Origin of the sequence: Streptomyces sp. ITFR-21 (genome assembly GCF_031844685.1) — a bacterium.
Lineage (GTDB): Bacteria > Actinomycetota > Actinomycetes > Streptomycetales > Streptomycetaceae > Actinacidiphila.
Map to the genome: position 1 here is coordinate 2,061,557 of NZ_CP134605.1, position 15,506 is coordinate 2,077,062.

General features: G+C 73.1%; 17 protein-coding genes, 1 tRNA gene and 1 pseudogene. 8 read left to right on the forward strand and 11 right to left on the reverse strand.

Features of this window, described 5'->3' with window-relative positions:
* Positions 1-22: 22 nt before the first annotated feature.
* Positions 23-1,129, forward strand: coding sequence for a Gfo/Idh/MocA family oxidoreductase (locus tag RLT57_RS09155; protein WP_311296874.1), 1,107 nt, complete (start codon positions 23-25; stop codon positions 1,127-1,129).
* A complete protein-coding gene (locus RLT57_RS09160; RefSeq protein ID WP_311296875.1) occupies positions 1,126-1,620 on the forward strand; it encodes a heme-degrading domain-containing protein in 495 nt (164 codons plus the stop codon). The genes RLT57_RS09155 and RLT57_RS09160 overlap by 4 nt, the downstream gene beginning before the upstream one ends.
* A 55-nt stretch (positions 1,621-1,675) precedes the next feature.
* On the opposite strand, the gene RLT57_RS09165 is transcribed toward RLT57_RS09160, so the two are convergent.
* Positions 1,676-2,530, reverse strand: coding sequence for a fumarylacetoacetate hydrolase family protein (locus tag RLT57_RS09165; RefSeq protein ID WP_311296876.1), 855 nt, complete (start codon positions 2,528-2,530; stop codon positions 1,676-1,678).
* Positions 2,531-2,720: 190 nt separating this feature from the next.
* On the reverse strand, positions 2,721-4,025 hold the full coding sequence (locus tag RLT57_RS09170) for a DUF445 domain-containing protein (protein ID WP_399128328.1): 1,305 nt from the start codon (positions 4,023-4,025) through the stop codon (positions 2,721-2,723).
* Positions 4,026-4,524: 499 nt separating this feature from the next.
* Between RLT57_RS09170 and RLT57_RS09175 the strand changes: the two genes are divergently transcribed.
* From RLT57_RS09175 to RLT57_RS09185, 3 genes are all read left to right on the forward strand, one after another.
* Positions 4,525-5,670 carry a UDP-N-acetylglucosamine--N-acetylmuramyl-(pentapeptide) pyrophosphoryl-undecaprenol N-acetylglucosamine transferase gene (locus RLT57_RS09175; RefSeq protein WP_311300643.1) on the forward strand — a complete coding sequence of 382 codons (1,146 nt, stop codon included), beginning with the start codon at positions 4,525-4,527 and terminating at the stop codon, positions 5,668-5,670.
* A gap of 133 nt (positions 5,671-5,803) precedes the next feature.
* Entirely contained in the window at positions 5,804-6,298 is a 495-nt protein-coding gene (locus tag RLT57_RS09180) for a hypothetical protein (RefSeq protein ID WP_311296877.1), read from the forward strand.
* Between the two features lie 244 nt (positions 6,299-6,542).
* The gene (locus RLT57_RS09185; protein ID WP_311295896.1) at positions 6,543-7,334 is read left to right on the forward strand and encodes an IS5 family transposase; all 792 of its coding nucleotides are present in this window, start codon (positions 6,543-6,545) and stop codon (positions 7,332-7,334) included.
* On the opposite strand, the gene RLT57_RS09190 is transcribed toward RLT57_RS09185, so the two are convergent.
* The 4 genes and pseudogenes from RLT57_RS09190 to RLT57_RS09205 all read right to left on the reverse strand — a co-directional run.
* Positions 7,291-7,827, reverse strand: coding sequence for a hypothetical protein (locus tag RLT57_RS09190; protein WP_311295897.1), 537 nt, complete (start codon positions 7,825-7,827; stop codon positions 7,291-7,293). The two genes, RLT57_RS09185 and RLT57_RS09190, sit on opposite strands and share 44 nt — an antisense overlap.
* A 340-nt stretch (positions 7,828-8,167) precedes the next feature.
* Complete coding sequence (locus RLT57_RS09195; RefSeq protein WP_311296878.1) at positions 8,168-8,629, reverse strand: dTMP kinase; 462 nt, start codon at positions 8,627-8,629, stop codon at positions 8,168-8,170.
* Positions 8,630-8,785: 156 nt separating this feature from the next.
* Positions 8,786-9,157 (reverse strand): exonuclease domain-containing protein, encoded by a 372-nt coding sequence (locus RLT57_RS09200; protein WP_311300644.1) that lies wholly within the window; start codon positions 9,155-9,157, stop codon positions 8,786-8,788.
* A pseudogene (locus tag RLT57_RS09205) lies at positions 9,134-9,501 on the reverse strand (ABC-2 family transporter protein); the annotation flags it as partial. The pseudogene RLT57_RS09205 and the gene RLT57_RS09200, both read right to left, overlap by 24 nt.
* Positions 9,502-9,796: 295 nt before the next feature.
* On the opposite strand from RLT57_RS09205, the gene RLT57_RS09210 reads away from it, so the two are divergent.
* Complete coding sequence (locus RLT57_RS09210; protein WP_311296880.1) at positions 9,797-12,157, forward strand: transglycosylase domain-containing protein; 2,361 nt, start codon at positions 9,797-9,799, stop codon at positions 12,155-12,157.
* A gap of 228 nt (positions 12,158-12,385) precedes the next feature.
* Here the strand turns inward: RLT57_RS09210 and RLT57_RS09215 are convergent, their stop codons facing one another.
* Together RLT57_RS09215 and RLT57_RS09220 are read right to left on the reverse strand one after the other, a co-directional pair.
* Positions 12,386-12,688 carry a GroES family chaperonin gene (locus tag RLT57_RS09215; protein WP_399129805.1) on the reverse strand — a complete coding sequence of 101 codons (303 nt, stop codon included), beginning with the start codon at positions 12,686-12,688 and terminating at the stop codon, positions 12,386-12,388.
* 49 nt (positions 12,689-12,737) lie between these two features.
* Positions 12,738-13,064, reverse strand: coding sequence for a DUF3618 domain-containing protein (locus RLT57_RS09220; protein ID WP_311296882.1), 327 nt, complete (start codon positions 13,062-13,064; stop codon positions 12,738-12,740).
* A 100-nt stretch (positions 13,065-13,164) separates the two neighbouring features.
* Between RLT57_RS09220 and bcp the strand changes: the two genes are divergently transcribed.
* Together bcp and RLT57_RS09230 are read left to right on the forward strand one after the other, a co-directional pair.
* Positions 13,165-13,632, forward strand: coding sequence for a thioredoxin-dependent thiol peroxidase (bcp, locus tag RLT57_RS09225; RefSeq protein WP_311296883.1), 468 nt, complete (start codon positions 13,165-13,167; stop codon positions 13,630-13,632).
* Between the two features lie 78 nt (positions 13,633-13,710).
* Positions 13,711-13,794 (forward strand) — tRNA-Leu (locus tag RLT57_RS09230).
* A gap of 68 nt (positions 13,795-13,862) precedes the next feature.
* On the opposite strand, the gene rdgB is transcribed toward RLT57_RS09230, so the two are convergent.
* The 3 genes from rdgB to RLT57_RS09245 are packed head-to-tail and all read right to left on the reverse strand — an operon-like array spanning position 13,863 to position 15,505.
* Complete coding sequence (rdgB, locus tag RLT57_RS09235; RefSeq protein WP_311296884.1) at positions 13,863-14,477, reverse strand: RdgB/HAM1 family non-canonical purine NTP pyrophosphatase; 615 nt, start codon at positions 14,475-14,477, stop codon at positions 13,863-13,865.
* Complete coding sequence (rph, locus tag RLT57_RS09240; RefSeq protein WP_311296885.1) at positions 14,474-15,217, reverse strand: ribonuclease PH; 744 nt, start codon at positions 15,215-15,217, stop codon at positions 14,474-14,476. The genes rdgB and rph overlap by 4 nt, the downstream gene beginning before the upstream one ends.
* 54 nt (positions 15,218-15,271) lie before the next feature.
* Positions 15,272-15,505: a PTS glucose/sucrose transporter subunit IIB gene (locus RLT57_RS09245; protein WP_311296886.1), complete on the reverse strand. Its 234-nt coding sequence runs from the start codon at positions 15,503-15,505 to the stop codon at positions 15,272-15,274.
* Between the last annotated feature and the right edge of the window lies 1 nt (position 15,506).

Consider the following 15,506-nt stretch of genomic DNA (forward strand, 5'->3'; position numbering starts at 1 on the left):
CCCGGCGTGCGAAAGTAGGCCCATGAGCACTTCCGGCAGCACCGCCCCGGGCCCTGGAACCGGTCCCGGAGCCCGCCGCGCGCCCTTCCGCGTCGCCCTCGTCGGCTACGGCCCGGCCGGCTCCTTCTTCCACGCCCCGCTGATCGCCGCCACCCCCGGCCTGGTCCTGGACACGGTCGTCACCGGCAGCCCGGAGCGCCGCGAGCAGGCGCGGGCCGAGCACCCCGACGTCCGCTTCGCCGGCACCGCCGCCGAGCTGTGGGCGCGGGCCGGCGTGCTGGACCTGGTGGTGCTGGCGTCCCCCAACCGGACCCATGTCGAGCTGGCCACCGCCGCGTTGGAGGCGGGTCTGCCGGTCGTGGTGGACAAGCCGCTGGCCGGGACCGCCGCCGAGGCCCGGGAGCTGGCCGCACTCGCCGCCTCCCGGGGCCTGCTGCTCACCGTCTTCCACAACCGCCGCTGGGACAGCGACTTCCTGACCCTGCGCGGGCTCGTCGACAAGCGCGAACTGGGCGAGGTCCAGCGCTTCGAGTCCCGCTTCGAGCGCTGGCGCCCGCAGCCCAAGGGCGGCTGGCGCGAGTCCGGCGACCCGGCCGAGATCGGCGGCCTGCTCTACGACCTCGGCAGCCACCTGGTCGACCAGGCGCTGACCCTCTTCGGGCCGGCCGCGCTGGTCTACGCCGAGTCCGACGTCCAGCGGCCGGGCGCCGCGGCCGACGACGACGACTTCATCGCGATCACCCACGCGGGCGGCGTCCGCTCCCACCTGTGGATGAGCGCCACCACCGCCCGCCTCGGCCCCCGCTTCCGGGTGCTGGGCAGCACCGCCGGCTACGTCACCTACGGCCTCGACCCGCAGGAGGGCGCGCTGCGGGAGGGGCTGCGGCCCGGTCAGGGCACCGGCTGGGGCGCAGAGCCCGAGTCCTCCTGGGGCACCCTCGGCACCGACGGCAACGCCCGGCCGGTCCCCTCCGCCCCCGGCGACTACCCCGCCTTCTACCGGGGTGTGGAAGCGGCGCTGCGCGACGGCGGACCGCCCCCGGTGACCGCGCTGGAGGCCGCCGCCACCCTGGAGGTCATCGAGGCGGCCCGTCTCTCGGCCCGCACCGGACAGGCGGTCCGGCTGTGAGCGCCGGCGCCCCGGACCGCCTGGCCGAACTCGCCGACCAGGAACGGATTCTGGTGCTGCCCCGCTTCACCCACGACGACGCCTGGCGGCTCGGCTGCCTGCTGGTGGAACTGGCCCGGGAACGCCAGGCCGCCGTCACCGTCTCCGTCCGCCGCGGCGGCCAGCGGCTCTTCCACTGCGCCCTGGAGGGCACCACCGCCGACAACGACGCCTGGCTGGAGCGCAAGGCCCGGGTCGTGGAGCGCTACGCGGCCAGTTCGCTGCTGGTCGGCGAGCGCTTCCGGGCCAGGGGCACCACCTTCGAGGAGTCCTCCCGGCTGGACCCCGGGCTGTTCGCCGCGCACGGCGGCGCGTTCCCGCTGCGGGTGACCGGCGTCGGCGTGGTGGGCGTGGCCGGTGTCTCCGGCCTCCCGCAGGCCGAGGACCACGCGCTGGTGGTGACCGGTCTGACCCGTTTCCTGGAGGACCTCAGGACGTCCTGGGCGACCTGAGCGCAGCGGCCGCCGGCGCCCGCACGGCACCGACGGCCCGCACCCCGCCCCGCCGTCAGGCCGACGCGAACTCCTGCCGCTGCCGGCCCAGTCCCTCGATGGCCAGTTCCACGACGTCGCCCGCCCGCAGGAACGGCTTCGGGTCCGGCTGCCCGAGCGCGACCCCGGCGGGCGTACCGGTGTTGATCACGTCCCCCGGGTACAGCGTCATGAACTGGCTGAGGTAGCGCACCACTTCGGCGACCGGGAAGATCTGGTCGGCGGTGCTGCCGTCCTGCTTCAGCTCGCCGTTGACCCACAGCTTCAGCGACAGCGCCTGCGGATCGGCGATCTCGTCGGCGGTCACCAGCCACGGCCCGAGCGGGTTGAACGTCTCGCAGTTCTTGCCCTTGTCCCACTGCCCGCCGCGCTCGATCTGGAACTCCCGCTCGGACACGTCGTGCGCCACCGCGTACCCGGCGACCGCCGCCAGCGCCTCCTCGTGCGAGGCCGCGTACCGCAGCTCCCGCCCGATGACGACGGCCAGCTCCACCTCCCAGTCGGTCTTCTCGCTCCCCCGCGGCACCAGCACGGTGTCCTCCGGGCCGACCACCGTGTCCGGCGCCTTCATGAAGACCACCGGCTCGCCAGGCGGCTCGGCACCGGTCTCGGCGGCGTGGTCGTGGTAGTTGAGCCCGATACAGACGATCTTCCCGATCCGCGCCAGCGGCGCCCCGACCCGCAGCGCCGCCTCCAGCACGGGCAGCGTCCCCGCCGCCCCGGCCGCCGCGATCCGCTCCAGGGCCTGCCCGTCGGCGAGCAGCGCCCCGTCGATGTCGCCCACAAGGCCGCTCAGGTCCCGCAGCACGCCCTCGCGGTCCAGCAGTGCGGGGCGCTCCGCCCCGGCGGGTCCGACACGCAGCAGCTTCACAGTGTCACTCCGTAATGAGTCGGGCTCTTCGAACGCACGCGGCCGGCGGCGGTGGCACCGCCCGTCGCCGCACACCCGGCCGGCGGACCAGTCATCGGATGTCTGTCCGATCCTCCGATCCCACCCCGTCCCGACGCAAGCCCTTGCCCAGCCCGTGGACGAACCGCCCACCGGCTGGGCCCGGCAGGGCTCAGCCGCCCACCGCCCTGGACACCGTGTAGATCACCAGCCCGGCCAGCGCCCCCACCACGGTCCCGTTGATCCGGATGAACTGGAGATCCCGCCCGACGTGCGCCTCGATCTTCTCCGAGGTCTGGTCCGCGTCCCAGCCCGCCACCGTGTCGCTGATCAACGAGGTGATCTCGTCGCGGTAGGTGGTCACCACGTAGGTGGCCGCGTCCTCCAGCCAGCTGTCCATCTTCGCCCGCAGCCCCTCGTCCGTGGCCAGCCGGGCCCCCAGCGACAGCAGCGAGGCCCGGGTACGCCGCCGCAGCTCACTCTGCTCGTCCTCGGCGGCGGCCACCACCATCCCGCGGACCGCGCCCCACACCGAGGCGATCAGCTCCTGCACCTCGGGCCGCTCCAGCAGGTCCTTCTTCAGCCGCTCCACCCGCTCCCGGGTGTCCGGGTCGGTCTGCAGCTCCGTCGCGAAGTCGCCGAGGAAACGATCCACCGCCCCACGCGCCGGATGCTCGGGCGAGTCCCGCATCTCGGTCACGAACCGCAGCAGCTCCTTGTAGACCCGCTCGCCGACCTTCCGGTCCACGAAGCGCGGCGTCCACCCCGGCGCGCCGTCCTGGACCGCGCTCATCACCGAGTCGCCGTGCTCCACCAGCCAGTCGCGGGCCCGTACGCACACCAGGTCCACCATCCGGCGATGCCCGCCGTCCGCCACCACCCGCTCCAGCATCGTCCCCAGGCCGGGCCCGACCTCCTGCGCCTCCGCCCGCCGGGTGACCGCCTCGCCGACCACGGCCTGCACGTCCGCGTCCCGCAGCACCGTGAGCACCCCGCGCAGCGCGGCGGCGGCCTGCTCCGTCACCCGGCCCGCGTTCGCCGGCTCGGCCAGCCATCCCCCCAGCCGCGACCCGATCCCCACCGCCCGCAGCCGGGTCCGCACCACCGCCGCCGACAGGAAGTTCTCCCCGACGAAGTCCCCCAGGCTCTCCCCCAGCGCGTCCTTCTTCGTCTTGATGATCGCCGTGTGCGGAATCGGCACCCCGAGCGGATGCCGGAACAACGCGGTCACCGCGAACCAGTCGGCCAGCGCGCCCACCATCCCCGCTTCCGCCGCCGCGGCCACATACCCGGCCCACCCGCCCGACCCCAGCCACTTCGCCAGCACGTACACCACCGTCGCGACCGCCAGAAACCCGGTCGCGATCCCCTTCATCCGCCGCACCCCCCGCCGCCTCACCGCGTCCGCGTCCGCCACCTCCCCCGGCGGATCAGCCGGCCCCAGCCCATTCCCACGCCCCGCATCCATTCGCTCCACCCCCGCATTCTCACCGCCCACCCCCCTTCCCGCCCCCCTTTCCCCCGCCCCCACCCAGACCAGGAAGAACGCGTCCGCCCCCGCGGACCACCCACCGGCCCAGCCCGGGGGAGCCCGGAAGCAGCCCCGCGGGCCGCCCGTCGACGCAGGCCGGGACCCCCGACCACAGCACCCGCACCACAGCACCCGCACGCCACTCCCCGCACCCACCGCCCCGCACCGGACACCCCCCAAACGTCCCGCCCGCTTCTTGCCGCCCCCCGCTCCCGCCCGCCCGGCGCCCGGCCCGGCAGGCGTCCGAAAGACGCGGGGCCGTGCGCGGGTGCCTGCTATCGTCCGCGATGTTCGACTACCCCATGGCCCGGGTCGCGGCCCGGCGCCCCTGGCCTGGGTCACGGCCCGGCGCAGCGAGATTGGTGGCTTCCACGTGAGCAGTGGCACCGTGAACCCACTCCCGCCGGTTCCGCAGCGGCCTCCCGAGCCGCAGCCGGCCTTCCGGTTGATCGTCACAGGGGGCGGGAGCGGCGGGCACACCTACCCCGCGCTGACCGCCGTACGCACGCTGCGCTCCCGGCTCACGGCGGTCGGCCGGCCGCTGGACGTGCTGTGGGTCGGAGCGGCCGACAGCCTGGAGTCGCGGGTCGCGGAGGGCGAGGGCATCCGGTTCGCCTCGGTCGTCACCGGCAGGATCCGCCGGACCGGCAATCCGCTGAAGACGGTCTCGCCGGCCAACGTGAAGGACATGAGCCGGGTGCCGCTCGGCATCGCCCAGGCCCGCAGGATCGTCGCCGACTTCCACCCCGACGTCGTGCTGGCGACCGGCGGCCAGGTCGCGGTCCCGGTGGGCCTGGCGGCCCGGCTGTGCCGGCGCCCGCTGGTGGTGCACGAGCAGACGGTACGGCTGGATCTCGCCAACCGCTCGCTCGCCCACCGGGCGACCCGCGTGGCGGTGTCGTCCGAGGAGACCCTGCCGCTGCTGGCGGCGTCCGCGCGGGCGACGGCCGAGGTCACGGGCAACCCGGTACGGCCGGAGATCCTGTCCGGGCAGGCCGACAAGGCGGTGCTGTCCCTGGGGCTCCAGGACTTCGTCCGGCGGCTGCCGACCGTCTACGTCACCGGCGGCGCCCAGGGGTCACCGCAGCTCAACGAGCTGGTACGGGACGTCCTCCCGTGGCTGCTGTGCCACGCCAACGTCGTCCACCAGTGCGGTCCCGAGCACGTGGCCGAGCTGCGGCAGCACGCCGCCACCGCGCTCACCGGCGACCTCGCGGTCCGCTACCACGCGGTCGGCTACGTGGGGCCGGAACTGCCCGACGTGCTCGCCCTGGCCGACGTGGTGGTCTCCCGCAGCGGCGCCGGCACGGTCGCCGAGCTGACCGCCCTCGGCAAGGCGGCCGTGCTGGTCCCGCTCGCCTCCTCCGCGGGCGACGAGCAGTCCGAGAACGCCCGCCGCCTGCACAAGGCCGGCGCCGCGGTGGCGCTGCTGGGCGAGGTGTCGCCGGACCGGCTGCGGGACACCGTCGGCCCGCTGCTGGTCGACTCCGCCCGGCGCACCGCCATGGCCGCGCGGTCCCGCGCCCAGGGCCACCCGGATGCCGCCGACCGCCTGGTGGACGTCACCCTGTCCGCCGCCGACGGCTGGTAGGGCCCGCCCGGCTCCCGCCGCGGCCGGCCGGCGTCCCCCCGCACCGGCCCGGCACCCGCACCGGCCCCGTACTCCGCGCCCGCCCCCGCGCCCGCGAAGCCCCACCGCCTCGCGGGCGCCCCCGTCTCCACGGGTGTGTGAGACAGGGAGTAACCAAAGGGGCATCTTTCAGCAGCTCAAGCTCGGAAGCACGGCGCAGACCCGTAAAGAGAACGAGCGCCGTCTGCCCGTCCACCCCGCGCACTTCGACCGGATCGGCGAGGACCTGGGCGGGTCCATCTATCTGCAGAGCGGCTACGGAGCGGACTTCGGGGTCCCGGACAGCCGGCTGGCGCCCCCGGTCGGCGGGTTCCGCAGCCGGGCCGAGCTGGTCGCGCAGTGCGAGGTGATCCTGCTGGCCAAGCCGCTGCACGAGGACCCGGCGGAGCTGCGGGAGGGCCAGGTGCTGTGGGGCTGGCCGCACTGCGTGCAGGACGCGAAGGTGACGCAGAGCGCGATCGACCGGCGTCTGACCCTGATCGCGTTCGAGGCGATGAACCGCTGGACCAGGAGCGGCTCCTTCAACCACCGCCACCGGCCCGACCGGTTCTTTGGCGCGTCTCAGTCGCTGTTGTCGTTCCGGTCCTGAGAGATGCGTGTCGAACGGGAGTCCCGATTGGGTGGTCTCGGAGGCTTGGGCGCATAGAGGTGGGGCCTCCTGAACAGCTCGTTGGTGTCGAATCACCGAGCAACATCAGGAGGCCCCGGTGCCGCAGTGTTCCGTCTCGACGGCAGCACAGTCCAGTTGGGTCGCCCGGGAGTGTGACTGTCTGGCTCACCGGTTCGGAAACGCCGCCGACAACGGAACGCGTCAGCAGTGTTATCCGTCGGACATGACGGACGCCGAGTGGGCTGCTGTTCGGCCACTGCTGCCGGTACCGGGCTGGATGCGCGGGCGGGGCGGGCAGCCGGAGGCGTACTGCCACCGGGCAATACTGGACGCGGTCCGCTATCTGGTCGACAACGGAATCAAGTGGCGTGCGATGCCGGCTGATTTCCCGCCGTGGGACCGGGTCTACGCGTTCTTCCGCCGCTGGCGCGACCATGGCCTGGCCCGGGAGTTCCACGACCGGCTGCGCGGGCAGGTCCGTACCCGTGTCGGCCGGGACAGCGAGCCGACGGCCGGGGTGATCGACTCACAGTCGGTCAAGGCCGATGCCGTCGTCGGCACCGACAGCCGCGGCTTCGACGGCGGCAAGCTGATCAACGGCCGAAAGCGGCACATCGTCGTCGACACGCTCGGCCTGCTGCTTGGCGTGATGGTCACCGCCGCGGATATCGGCGATCGCACCGCCGCGACGGTCCTGCTCCAGCGGGTGGCCGACGCGCACCACCGCCTGGCCCTGGTCTGGGCCGACAGCGGCTACACCGGAAGCCTCGTCGAGCACTGCCTGGCCGTACTCGCCCTGGTCCTGCAGGTCGTCAAACGCAGCGACAACCAGAAGGGCTTCGTGGTGCTGCCCAAACGGTGGATTGTGGAGCGCACGAACGCCTGGCTGATGCGCACCCGCCGGCTGGCCCGCGACTACGAGCGCCGCACCACCACCGCCGAGGCGATGGTCTACTGGTCGATGACCCTGCTCATGACCCGCCGCCTGGCCCGGACACACCCGCAGCAGGCGTGAACCGGCCCGGGCCGGGCTCGGCCAGCCAGCCACGGGCGACCAGGCGTTTCGCCTTCGCCCGCAAGCCCTCCACCCGCGCCGGCACCGCGTCCATACCGAACGATGCGGCCATCTCCTGGCAGGTCAGCGGCCCTTGATGAAGCCGGACACGGTCCGCGAGGAGCTGCACGATGCGCTGGTAGTCCACCGACAGAACCGACCAGCCGAGGCCCTCACGCCACACCGGCACCTGCGATCCCGGCTTCACCGCATCCGCCGGCACCGCCGGCACGTGCTCGCCCGGCGGATCCGGGGTGGTCTTCGTGCTGATGGTCTCGGCGCTGCCGGGTGCCAGCACCGTATCGACGCGCCTGCGGGCGACCGTCCACTCCTGCCATTCCAGCTCGGCCGCGGCCAGCTCGGCCTGGATCCGGTCGGCCTCCTCCCGCAGCCGGCCAACGCGACGACGAGCAGCGAGCTCGTGCTGTTCCAGCAGTCCGACAACCGACGGCATCCCGGCCTCCCCGGCGAGTAACAACCCGACAGGCCACAACTCCCACGAAATCACCGAACCCATGCCTGACCAGTGAAAACGCCGCCCTCAAGTTCGGAACGACAACAGCGACTCAGCGCGCAGGGACGCGCTCAGCGAGGGCGACCCGCTGGCACGGGAAGGCACAGCCACACGGCACACACAGCACACACAGCACACACAGCACACACAGCACACACAGCACACACAGCACACAAGCCGTAGTCGTCGGTGTGCTCGTTCACGACCACCGTGGCAAGCGCGTTGAGTCCATCGCGCTCTACGGCCGGGCCCTCGGGAGCAGTCGTCGCAGCCATGCCGACTACGTCTCGCTCGGAGCGAAGAAGCTCAGGAGACGGTCACGGATGAACGCGGCCGACTTCTGGGGCGGCCCCTGGTCGCAGTCCACCCGCAGCACGTCGAAGCCCGCTTGCACCAACCGCTCCGTGGCCTGCCGGTAGAAGCGCGCTTCGGCGTGGCTGCTGCCCGGCGAGAGCTGGAAGCGGTTATGCGCACCCCGGTCGTGCAGCCGTTCTGAGATGACCTCGGGGTCGGCTTCGAGGATGACCGCGAGGTCGGGACGTTCCACCTCGGCGTTGAGGTTCCAGAGAAACGCCGGGTCTACCCCGTCGCACCGCTGCATGACCAACGCGGACGGAAGGTAGCGGTCACTGATGACCGTCGGCCCCGCCTCGGTGTGCTTGCGGACTTCCGTCTCCACGTGGTGGTAGCGGTCGGCCGCGTACAAGCATGCCAGCGCATGACCGGTGACGGTCTCGGTCAACTCCCGGCAGAGCTGCCCGGTAGGCCAGTGGACGGCTCCGCGGTTACGTGTACCTGCTCGCCCGCTGCCACGAGCATCCGGGCCAGGTGGTCGACAATGGTGCTCTTGCCCGCGCCGCTGGGGCCGTCCACGCTGATGAACATGCCTCGGTCGTGGTCAGAAAAGGGCCTGAGCTTCATCGGTACCCCCGTCCGGCGGTAGACCGCGCAGCTCTTCCAGCGAGCCGGCCGCCGTGGCGAGCCGGACGAAGAGACGGGCCGCAACCAAGGCGTCGTAGCCCGCCTGGTGAGGGCGCATGTCATGTGGCAGCCCCTCGGCAGGCTGGAACGCCTCGACCAACGAACCGAGCCGGAAACCCATCTGGTCCGGCACGAACCGTCGGGCGAGCTTGAGCGTGTCGAACACCTCGGGGCACGTCCAGCCGGGCATCTTGCGCCGAAGAACGTTGGCGTCCACGTGCGCGTTGTGCGCCACGAAGGCCGAGGCGTCCAGCGCCTTGAGCACGTCGTCCTTGATGTCCGCGAACACCGGGGCCTCGGCCAGCGTGCCGTCGCGTACCCGCCGGCCGAGCCGCTTATGGACCCCGTCAGCAGGTCGGCCAGCCCGAAGGAGGTGCTGGTGGTGCCGTGCAGGAAGGCGACCTCGGGGAGGGTGAAGCCTCCCAGGACGGTGATGTGCGAGAACATCAGCACGATGGTGACGAAGTCCAGGCAGGTGGCGGCGAGGTTGCCGAGCGCGGTGAGCAGGAAGGACGTGCGGTAGGCCAGGGTGGAGCGGACCCACATGGCGACGATCAGCCGGTAGGTGCGCAGCGACTCGGCGGTGTGCCGCCAGGGCCCCCCGGGCCCGGTGTCCACGGCCGGCTCAGCCACCCTGGACCACCACCCGGCGGGTCGCGACCCGCCGGAGCAGCCGCCCGGCGCAAGCGGCCGAGCGTAGTGCCCACCTGCCCGGCGCCACCAACGGTTTTCGCCCGTCCGGGTGGGGACCGTGCGCCGGACGCCTGTCACAGCCCTGTCACGGACGCACGCCGCCGGCCGCGGCCGGACAGATGATGCGACAGTGTTGGGTGGAGACTTATTGGGTGTACGGGAGCGTACGTAACGATTGGTCCATCATGTTCCGCCACGGACCAACCCCGGCGGCGGCGGAAGGGTCCCACCAGACATGAGTGATGTGCCGAGCACGCGCACGTATCAGGGCTGGGCCCCCCGGCCGGCGGCGGCGCCGCGGGGCGGCCGGCCGCCCCGCGGCGGGCTGCTGCGGGTCCTGCCGTCCTTCCGGAAGTCCCTGGCCCTGGTGCTGTCGGCCGCCGCGCTGCTGATCGGCGCGTTCTTCGCCGGGTACGCTCTGGTGTCGATCCCGGACGCGAACGCGGCGGCGGTGGCCCAGAACAACGTCTACCTGTACGCCGACGGCGAGACCGAGCTGTCCACGGACGGGGCGGTCAACCGGCAGAACGTACCGCTGGCCGAGGTCTCCGCGACCGCCCGGCGGGCCGTGCTGTCGGCGGAGGACCGGAGCTTCTACCACGAGTCGGCGGTCAGCCCCAAGGCCATGGTCCGCGCCGCCTGGAACACGCTGACCGGCAAGGGCCGCCAGTCCGGCTCCACGATCACCCAGCAGTACGTGAAGAACTACTACCTGAACCAGAACCAGACCGCGACGCGGAAGGTGAAGGAGTTCTTCATCGCGATCAAGCTGGACCGCAACCAGTCCAAGGACCGGATCCTGGAGGGCTACCTCAACACCAGCTACTACGGGCGCAACGCGTACGGCATCCAGGCGGCGGCGCAGGCGTACTTCGACAAGGACGCGGCCGACCTCAGCACCGCCGAGGGCGCCTACCTGGCGGCGCTGCTCAACGCGCCCAGCGAGTACGACCTGGCCGCGCACCCGGAGAACGCGCCGGCCGCCAAGGCCCGCTGGAACTACGTCCTGGACGGCATGGTCAAGGAGAACTGGCTGAGCCCGGCCCAGCGCGCCGCCACCGCCTTCCCGGCCATCGGCAAGCCCAAGCCGATCGCGAGCAAGGCCGGGCAGCGCGGCTACGTCATCGAGGCGGTCAACCGCTACCTCACCGACCACCACGTCCTGGACAGCGACGAGCTGGCGGCCGGCGGCTACCGGATCGTGACCACCGTCCAGAAGCCCAAGGAGGACGCGCTCGTCCGGGCCGCCGAGGACAACGTCTACGACCGGCGCGGCAACCGGAAGGCCGACCGGTACGTACGGGCCGGCGGGGTCTCGATCGACCCGGCGACCGGTGACGTCGTCGCGCTCTACGGCGGCATCGACTACACCAGGCAGTACGTGAGCAGCGCCACCAACGACACCTACCAGCCGGGGTCGACCTTCAAGCCGGTGGTCCTCGCCGCCGCCCTCCAGTACGGTTCGCACACCCAGGACGGCGTGCGGATCACCCCGCACACCGTCTACGACGGCAACAACAGGCGCGAGGTGATCGGCCCGAAGGGCCCCACCGGCTACCGGCCGCCCAACGAGGACGACACGGCGTACGGCGACATCAGCGTCACCCGGGCGATGGACAAGTCGGTGAACGCGGTTTTCGCGCAGATGGCGCAGGACGTCGGCACGTCCAAGGTGATCGACACCGCGCACGACCTGGGCATGCCGAAGTCGGTGGACATCCCCACCACACCCGCGATGGCGCTCGGCGCGTTCGGCGACCCCAGCGCGAGCCCGCTGGACATGGCGCAGGTCTACGCGACGCTGGCCAACCACGGCAAGGAGATCCCGTACTCCCTGGTGGCGAAGGTCAGCAAGGACGGCGACGACCTCAAGCTGCCGGACCGCCGCCCGGTCCAGTCGGTGCCGCGGCGGGCCGCCGACACCACCACGTCGGTACTGGAGAGCGTCGTCGACAGCCCCGGGGCGACGGCCGTGGCCGCACAGGCGTCGGGCTGGCCGTCGGCGGCCAAGACCGGTACCGCGGACGACGACAAGGCGGCCTGGTTCGCCGGGTACACGCCCAAGCTGGCCACGGTCGTCGCGGTGCTCGGCATGGACCCGGACACGGGCGCCCAGAAACCGCTGACCGGCGCGCTGGGCGGCGGCCGGATGAACGGCGGCGGCCCGCCCGGCCAGGTGTGGGCGCAGTACACGGCCGACGCGCTGCGCGGGGTGCCGGAGCAGGGCTTCGACCTCCGGTTGCAGAGCGGCGCGCACACCGACGAGCCCGGCGCGGAGCCGACGGACGCCGCGACCACCGAGCCGCCGGCCGACTCCGGGCCGCCGCGAACGACGCAGCCGCCGCGGACCAGTGAGCCGCCGAGCGCTCCGCCGACGGGCGGCGCGACCGGGCCGGAGCCGACGGACACCGCGACGGCGCCGCCGACACCGACGGACACCCACACGTTCGACCCGGTGGGCGGCCTGACCGGCGGCACGGACGGCGGCACCGGTACCGGCGGGGTCGGCGGCGGGGGTCCGGGCGGCGGACCCGGCGGCGGCGACGGAGGGGCCGGCCCGGCCGGCGTGGACGGGAGCGAGCCGGACGGCGGCTGAGCGTCCCGCGCGGCGCGGCCTTCCGGTCCCCGGCGGCGGCCCGGGGCAGGCCGCGCCGGGCAGGCCGCTCGCGACGCGCCGGGAGCGCGGGAGGCGGAAGCAGGCGATCGGCGCCGGGGCGGGGGGACACCGGGTGTCCCGCCCGCCCCGGCGGACACGGGCGGCGGGCGCGGACGGCCGCGGGAGGGCCGAGAGCCCGCGGAGGTTGCGGACTGCCACGGACGGCGGTTACAGGTAGAGCCCGGTGGAGTCGCCGCCGCCCTCCAGCCGCTCGGCGGCGACCGCGTGCAGGTCCCGTTCGCGCATCAGCACGTAGGCGACGCCCTGCACCTCGACCTCGGCCCGGTCCTCCGGGTCGTACAGCACCCGGTCGCCGGCCTCGACGGTCCGTACGTTCTGGCCGACCGCGACGACCTCGGCCCAGGCCAGCCGCTTGCCGACGGCCGCGGTCGCCGGGATCAGAATGCCGCCGCCGCTGCGGCGCTCGCCCTCCGCGCTGTCCTGCCGCACCAGGACCCGGTCGTGCAGCATGCGGATCGGCAGCTTGTCCTGCTCAGTGTTCGAACTCACAGCGACGACGTTACCGGCGTCGCCGGCGGTACGAGAGACCGGCCACCACCGCGACGACCGCCACGGCGGCCAGCGCGGCCGGCACGATCCGCTCCGGGCGCGGGGCGCCGTCCTCGGTCACGAACTCGGCCCTGGCCCGCGCCAGCGCGCGGTTGGCCGCGACGTACGCCTGGCCGACGGTACGGTCCAGCGCGGAGACCGCCTTGGCCTTGCTGTCCCGCGCGATCGTCACCGGGTGGACCCGTACCGCGAGCTCGTCGAGCGTCGCGGCGAGCTCCTGCCGGCGGCGGGTGATCTCCGCCTCGATCTGCGCGGGCGTCCTGGCAACCTCCGACACGCACTGCCTCCCTCACCGAATCCGTTAGCGTTCGGACAGTCTGTCAGTACGGCGGGGCCCGCGCCTCGTCGGCACCCCGCACGCCGAAGGAGCCGTCCCCATGTCCGAGCGTCTCGTCCCCGGTGACCCCGCGCCCGCCTTCACCCTGCCCGACGCCGACGGCAAGCCCGTCTCGCTGGCCGACCACCGCGGGCGCAAGGTCATCGTCTACTTCTACCCGGCGGCGCTCACCCCGGGCTGCACCAAGCAGGCGTGTGACTTCACCGACAACCTCGACCTGCTGGCCGGCGCGGGCTACGACGTGATCGGCGTCTCCCCCGACAAGCCGGAGAAGCTGGCGAGGTTCCGCGACCAGGAGTCGCTGCGGGTCACCCTGGCCGCCGACCCGGACAAGGCCGTCCTGACCGCGTACGGCGCCTTCGGCGAGAAGACCATGTACGGCAGGACGGTGACCGGGGTGATCCGCTCGACGGTCGTGGTGGACGAGAACGGCGACGTGGAGCAGGCGTTCTACAACGTGAAGGCCACCGGTCACGTGGCCAAGCTCATCCGCGACCTGAAGGTCTGAGCCCGCCCGGCCCGCGCCGGGGGGATCCGGAAGCGGCCGTACAGCCGGGGCCCGGGATCGCTAGCATGGAGGTGCCACGCGGCCGTGTCGTAACTGGCAGCCGAGCTGGGTTTAGGTCCCAGTGGGGGAGACCCCGTGTGGGTTCGAGTCCCACCGGCCGCACGCGTACCGGGCCCGCCCCGCCGTTCTCCGCGGCCGGGCGGGCCCCGCCCCCCTCCGGGGCGGTCCGGTCAGGGCAGCAGGCCGGGGAGTTCGGCGGCCAGCGCGCGGAAGGCCCTGCCACGGTGGCTGATCGCGTTCTTCTCGTCCGGGGTGAGCTGCGCGCAGGTGACGGTGTGTCCGTCGGGCTGGAGGACCGGGTCGTAGCCGAAGCCGTGGGTGCCGGCGGGCGTGTGCCGCAGCGTGCCGCGCAGCTGCCCCTCGGTGACGTGCTCGGTGCCGTCCGGCAGCGCGAGGGCCGCCGCGCAGGTGAAGTGCGCGCCCCGGTGCGGGGCGTCGATGTCGCCGAGTTGGGCGAGCAGCAGCGCCAGGTTCGCCGCGTCGTCGCCGTGCCGTCCGGCCCAGCGCGCCGAGAAGACGCCGGGGGCGCCGCCGAGCACGTCCACGCACAGCCCCGAGTCGTCGGCGACCGCAGGCAGCCCGGTGGCCTGCGCCAGCGTCCGCGCCTTGAGCAGCGCGTTCTCCGCGAAGGTGACGCCGGTCTCCTTGACGTCCGGGATCGCGGGATACGCGTCGGCGCCGACGAGTTCGACGTCGAGCCCGGTCCCGGCGAGGATCACCCGCAGCTCGGCGAGCTTGTGGGCGTTGCGGGTGGCCAGGACGAGGCGGCGGGTCACGGCGGTCACCTCCGGCCGGCGGGGGCCGCCGCCAGAGCGAGTTCCTGAGCCGCCGTCAGGCCGGTGCAGCCGGCGACCGCGAGGCCGAGGAGCGCGTCGAGTTCGGCGCGGTCGAAGGGCGCGCCCTCGGCGGTGCCCTGGACCTCGACGAAGCGGCCGTCGCCGGTGCAGACCACGTTCATGTCGGTCTCGGCCTTGACGTCCTCCTCGTAGGCGAGGTCCAGCAGCGGGACGCCGCCGACGATGCCGACGCTGACCGCGGCGACACTGCCGGTGATCGGCTGCGCCTTGGCCTTGAAGAAGTGGTTGGCCTGCATGTACGCGACCGCGTCGACCAGGGCGACGTAGGCGCCGGTGATCGCGGCGGTGCGGGTGCCGCCGTCGGCCTGCAGCACGTCGCAGTCCAGCACCACGGTGTTCTCGCCGAGCGCCTTGTAGTCGATGACGGCCCGCAGCGAGCGGCCGATCAGCCGGGAGATCTCGTGGGTGCGGCCGCCGATCCTGCCCCGCACGGACTCCCGGTCCCCGCGGGTGTTCGTGGCCCGCGGCAGCATCGAGTACTCCGCGGTCACCCACCCTTCCCCGCTGCCCTTGCGCCACCGCGGGACGCCCTGGGTGGCGCTCGCCGTGCACAGCACCCGGGTGTCCCCGAACGAGACCAGAACAGAGCCTTCCGCGTGCTTGCTCCACCCCCGCTCGATGGTGACGGGACGAAGCTCTTCCGGCATGCGGCCGTCGAATCGTGACATGCGCTGAGCCTATCCGGGTGACCGGCCCGCCCGTTGGCCGCCCGGTCAGGGGCCCTACAACATGCTTTCGATGTCCGCCGCGATCGGGTCGGCGTCGGTGCCGGTGACGACCTGGACGGCGGTGCCCATGGTGACGACGCCGTGGACGCCGGCGGCCTTCAAAGCGGCCTCGTCGACCAGCCCGGGGTCCTTGACCTCGGTACGGAGCCGGGTGATGCAGCCCTCGATCTCCTCGATGTTGCCGAGGCCGCCGAGCCCGGCGACGATCTTCTCAGCCTTGCTGGCCATC

Bases quoted from the DNA above. Each gene is read 5' to 3' on its own strand.
- RLT57_RS09245 (WP_311296886.1), bottom strand. From the start codon at position 15,505: ATGGCCAGCAAGGCTGAGAAGATCGTCGCCGGGCTCGGCGGCCTCGGC.
- bcp (WP_311296883.1), top strand. From the start codon at position 13,165: ATGTCCGAGCGTCTCGTCCCCGGTGACCCCGCGCCCGCCTTCACCCTG.
- RLT57_RS09215 (WP_399129805.1), bottom strand. From the start codon at position 12,688: ATGCTGCACGACCGGGTCCTGGTGCGGCAGGACAGCGCGGAGGGCGAG.
- RLT57_RS09210 (WP_311296880.1), top strand. From the start codon at position 9,797: ATGAGTGATGTGCCGAGCACGCGCACGTATCAGGGCTGGGCCCCCCGG.
- RLT57_RS09190 (WP_311295897.1), bottom strand. From the start codon at position 7,827: ATGCCGTCGGTTGTCGGACTGCTGGAACAGCACGAGCTCGCTGCTCGT.
- RLT57_RS09155 (WP_311296874.1), top strand. From the start codon at position 23: ATGAGCACTTCCGGCAGCACCGCCCCGGGCCCTGGAACCGGTCCCGGA.
- rph (WP_311296885.1), bottom strand. From the start codon at position 15,217: ATGTCACGATTCGACGGCCGCATGCCGGAAGAGCTTCGTCCCGTCACC.
- RLT57_RS09185 (WP_311295896.1), top strand. From the start codon at position 6,543: ATGACGGACGCCGAGTGGGCTGCTGTTCGGCCACTGCTGCCGGTACCG.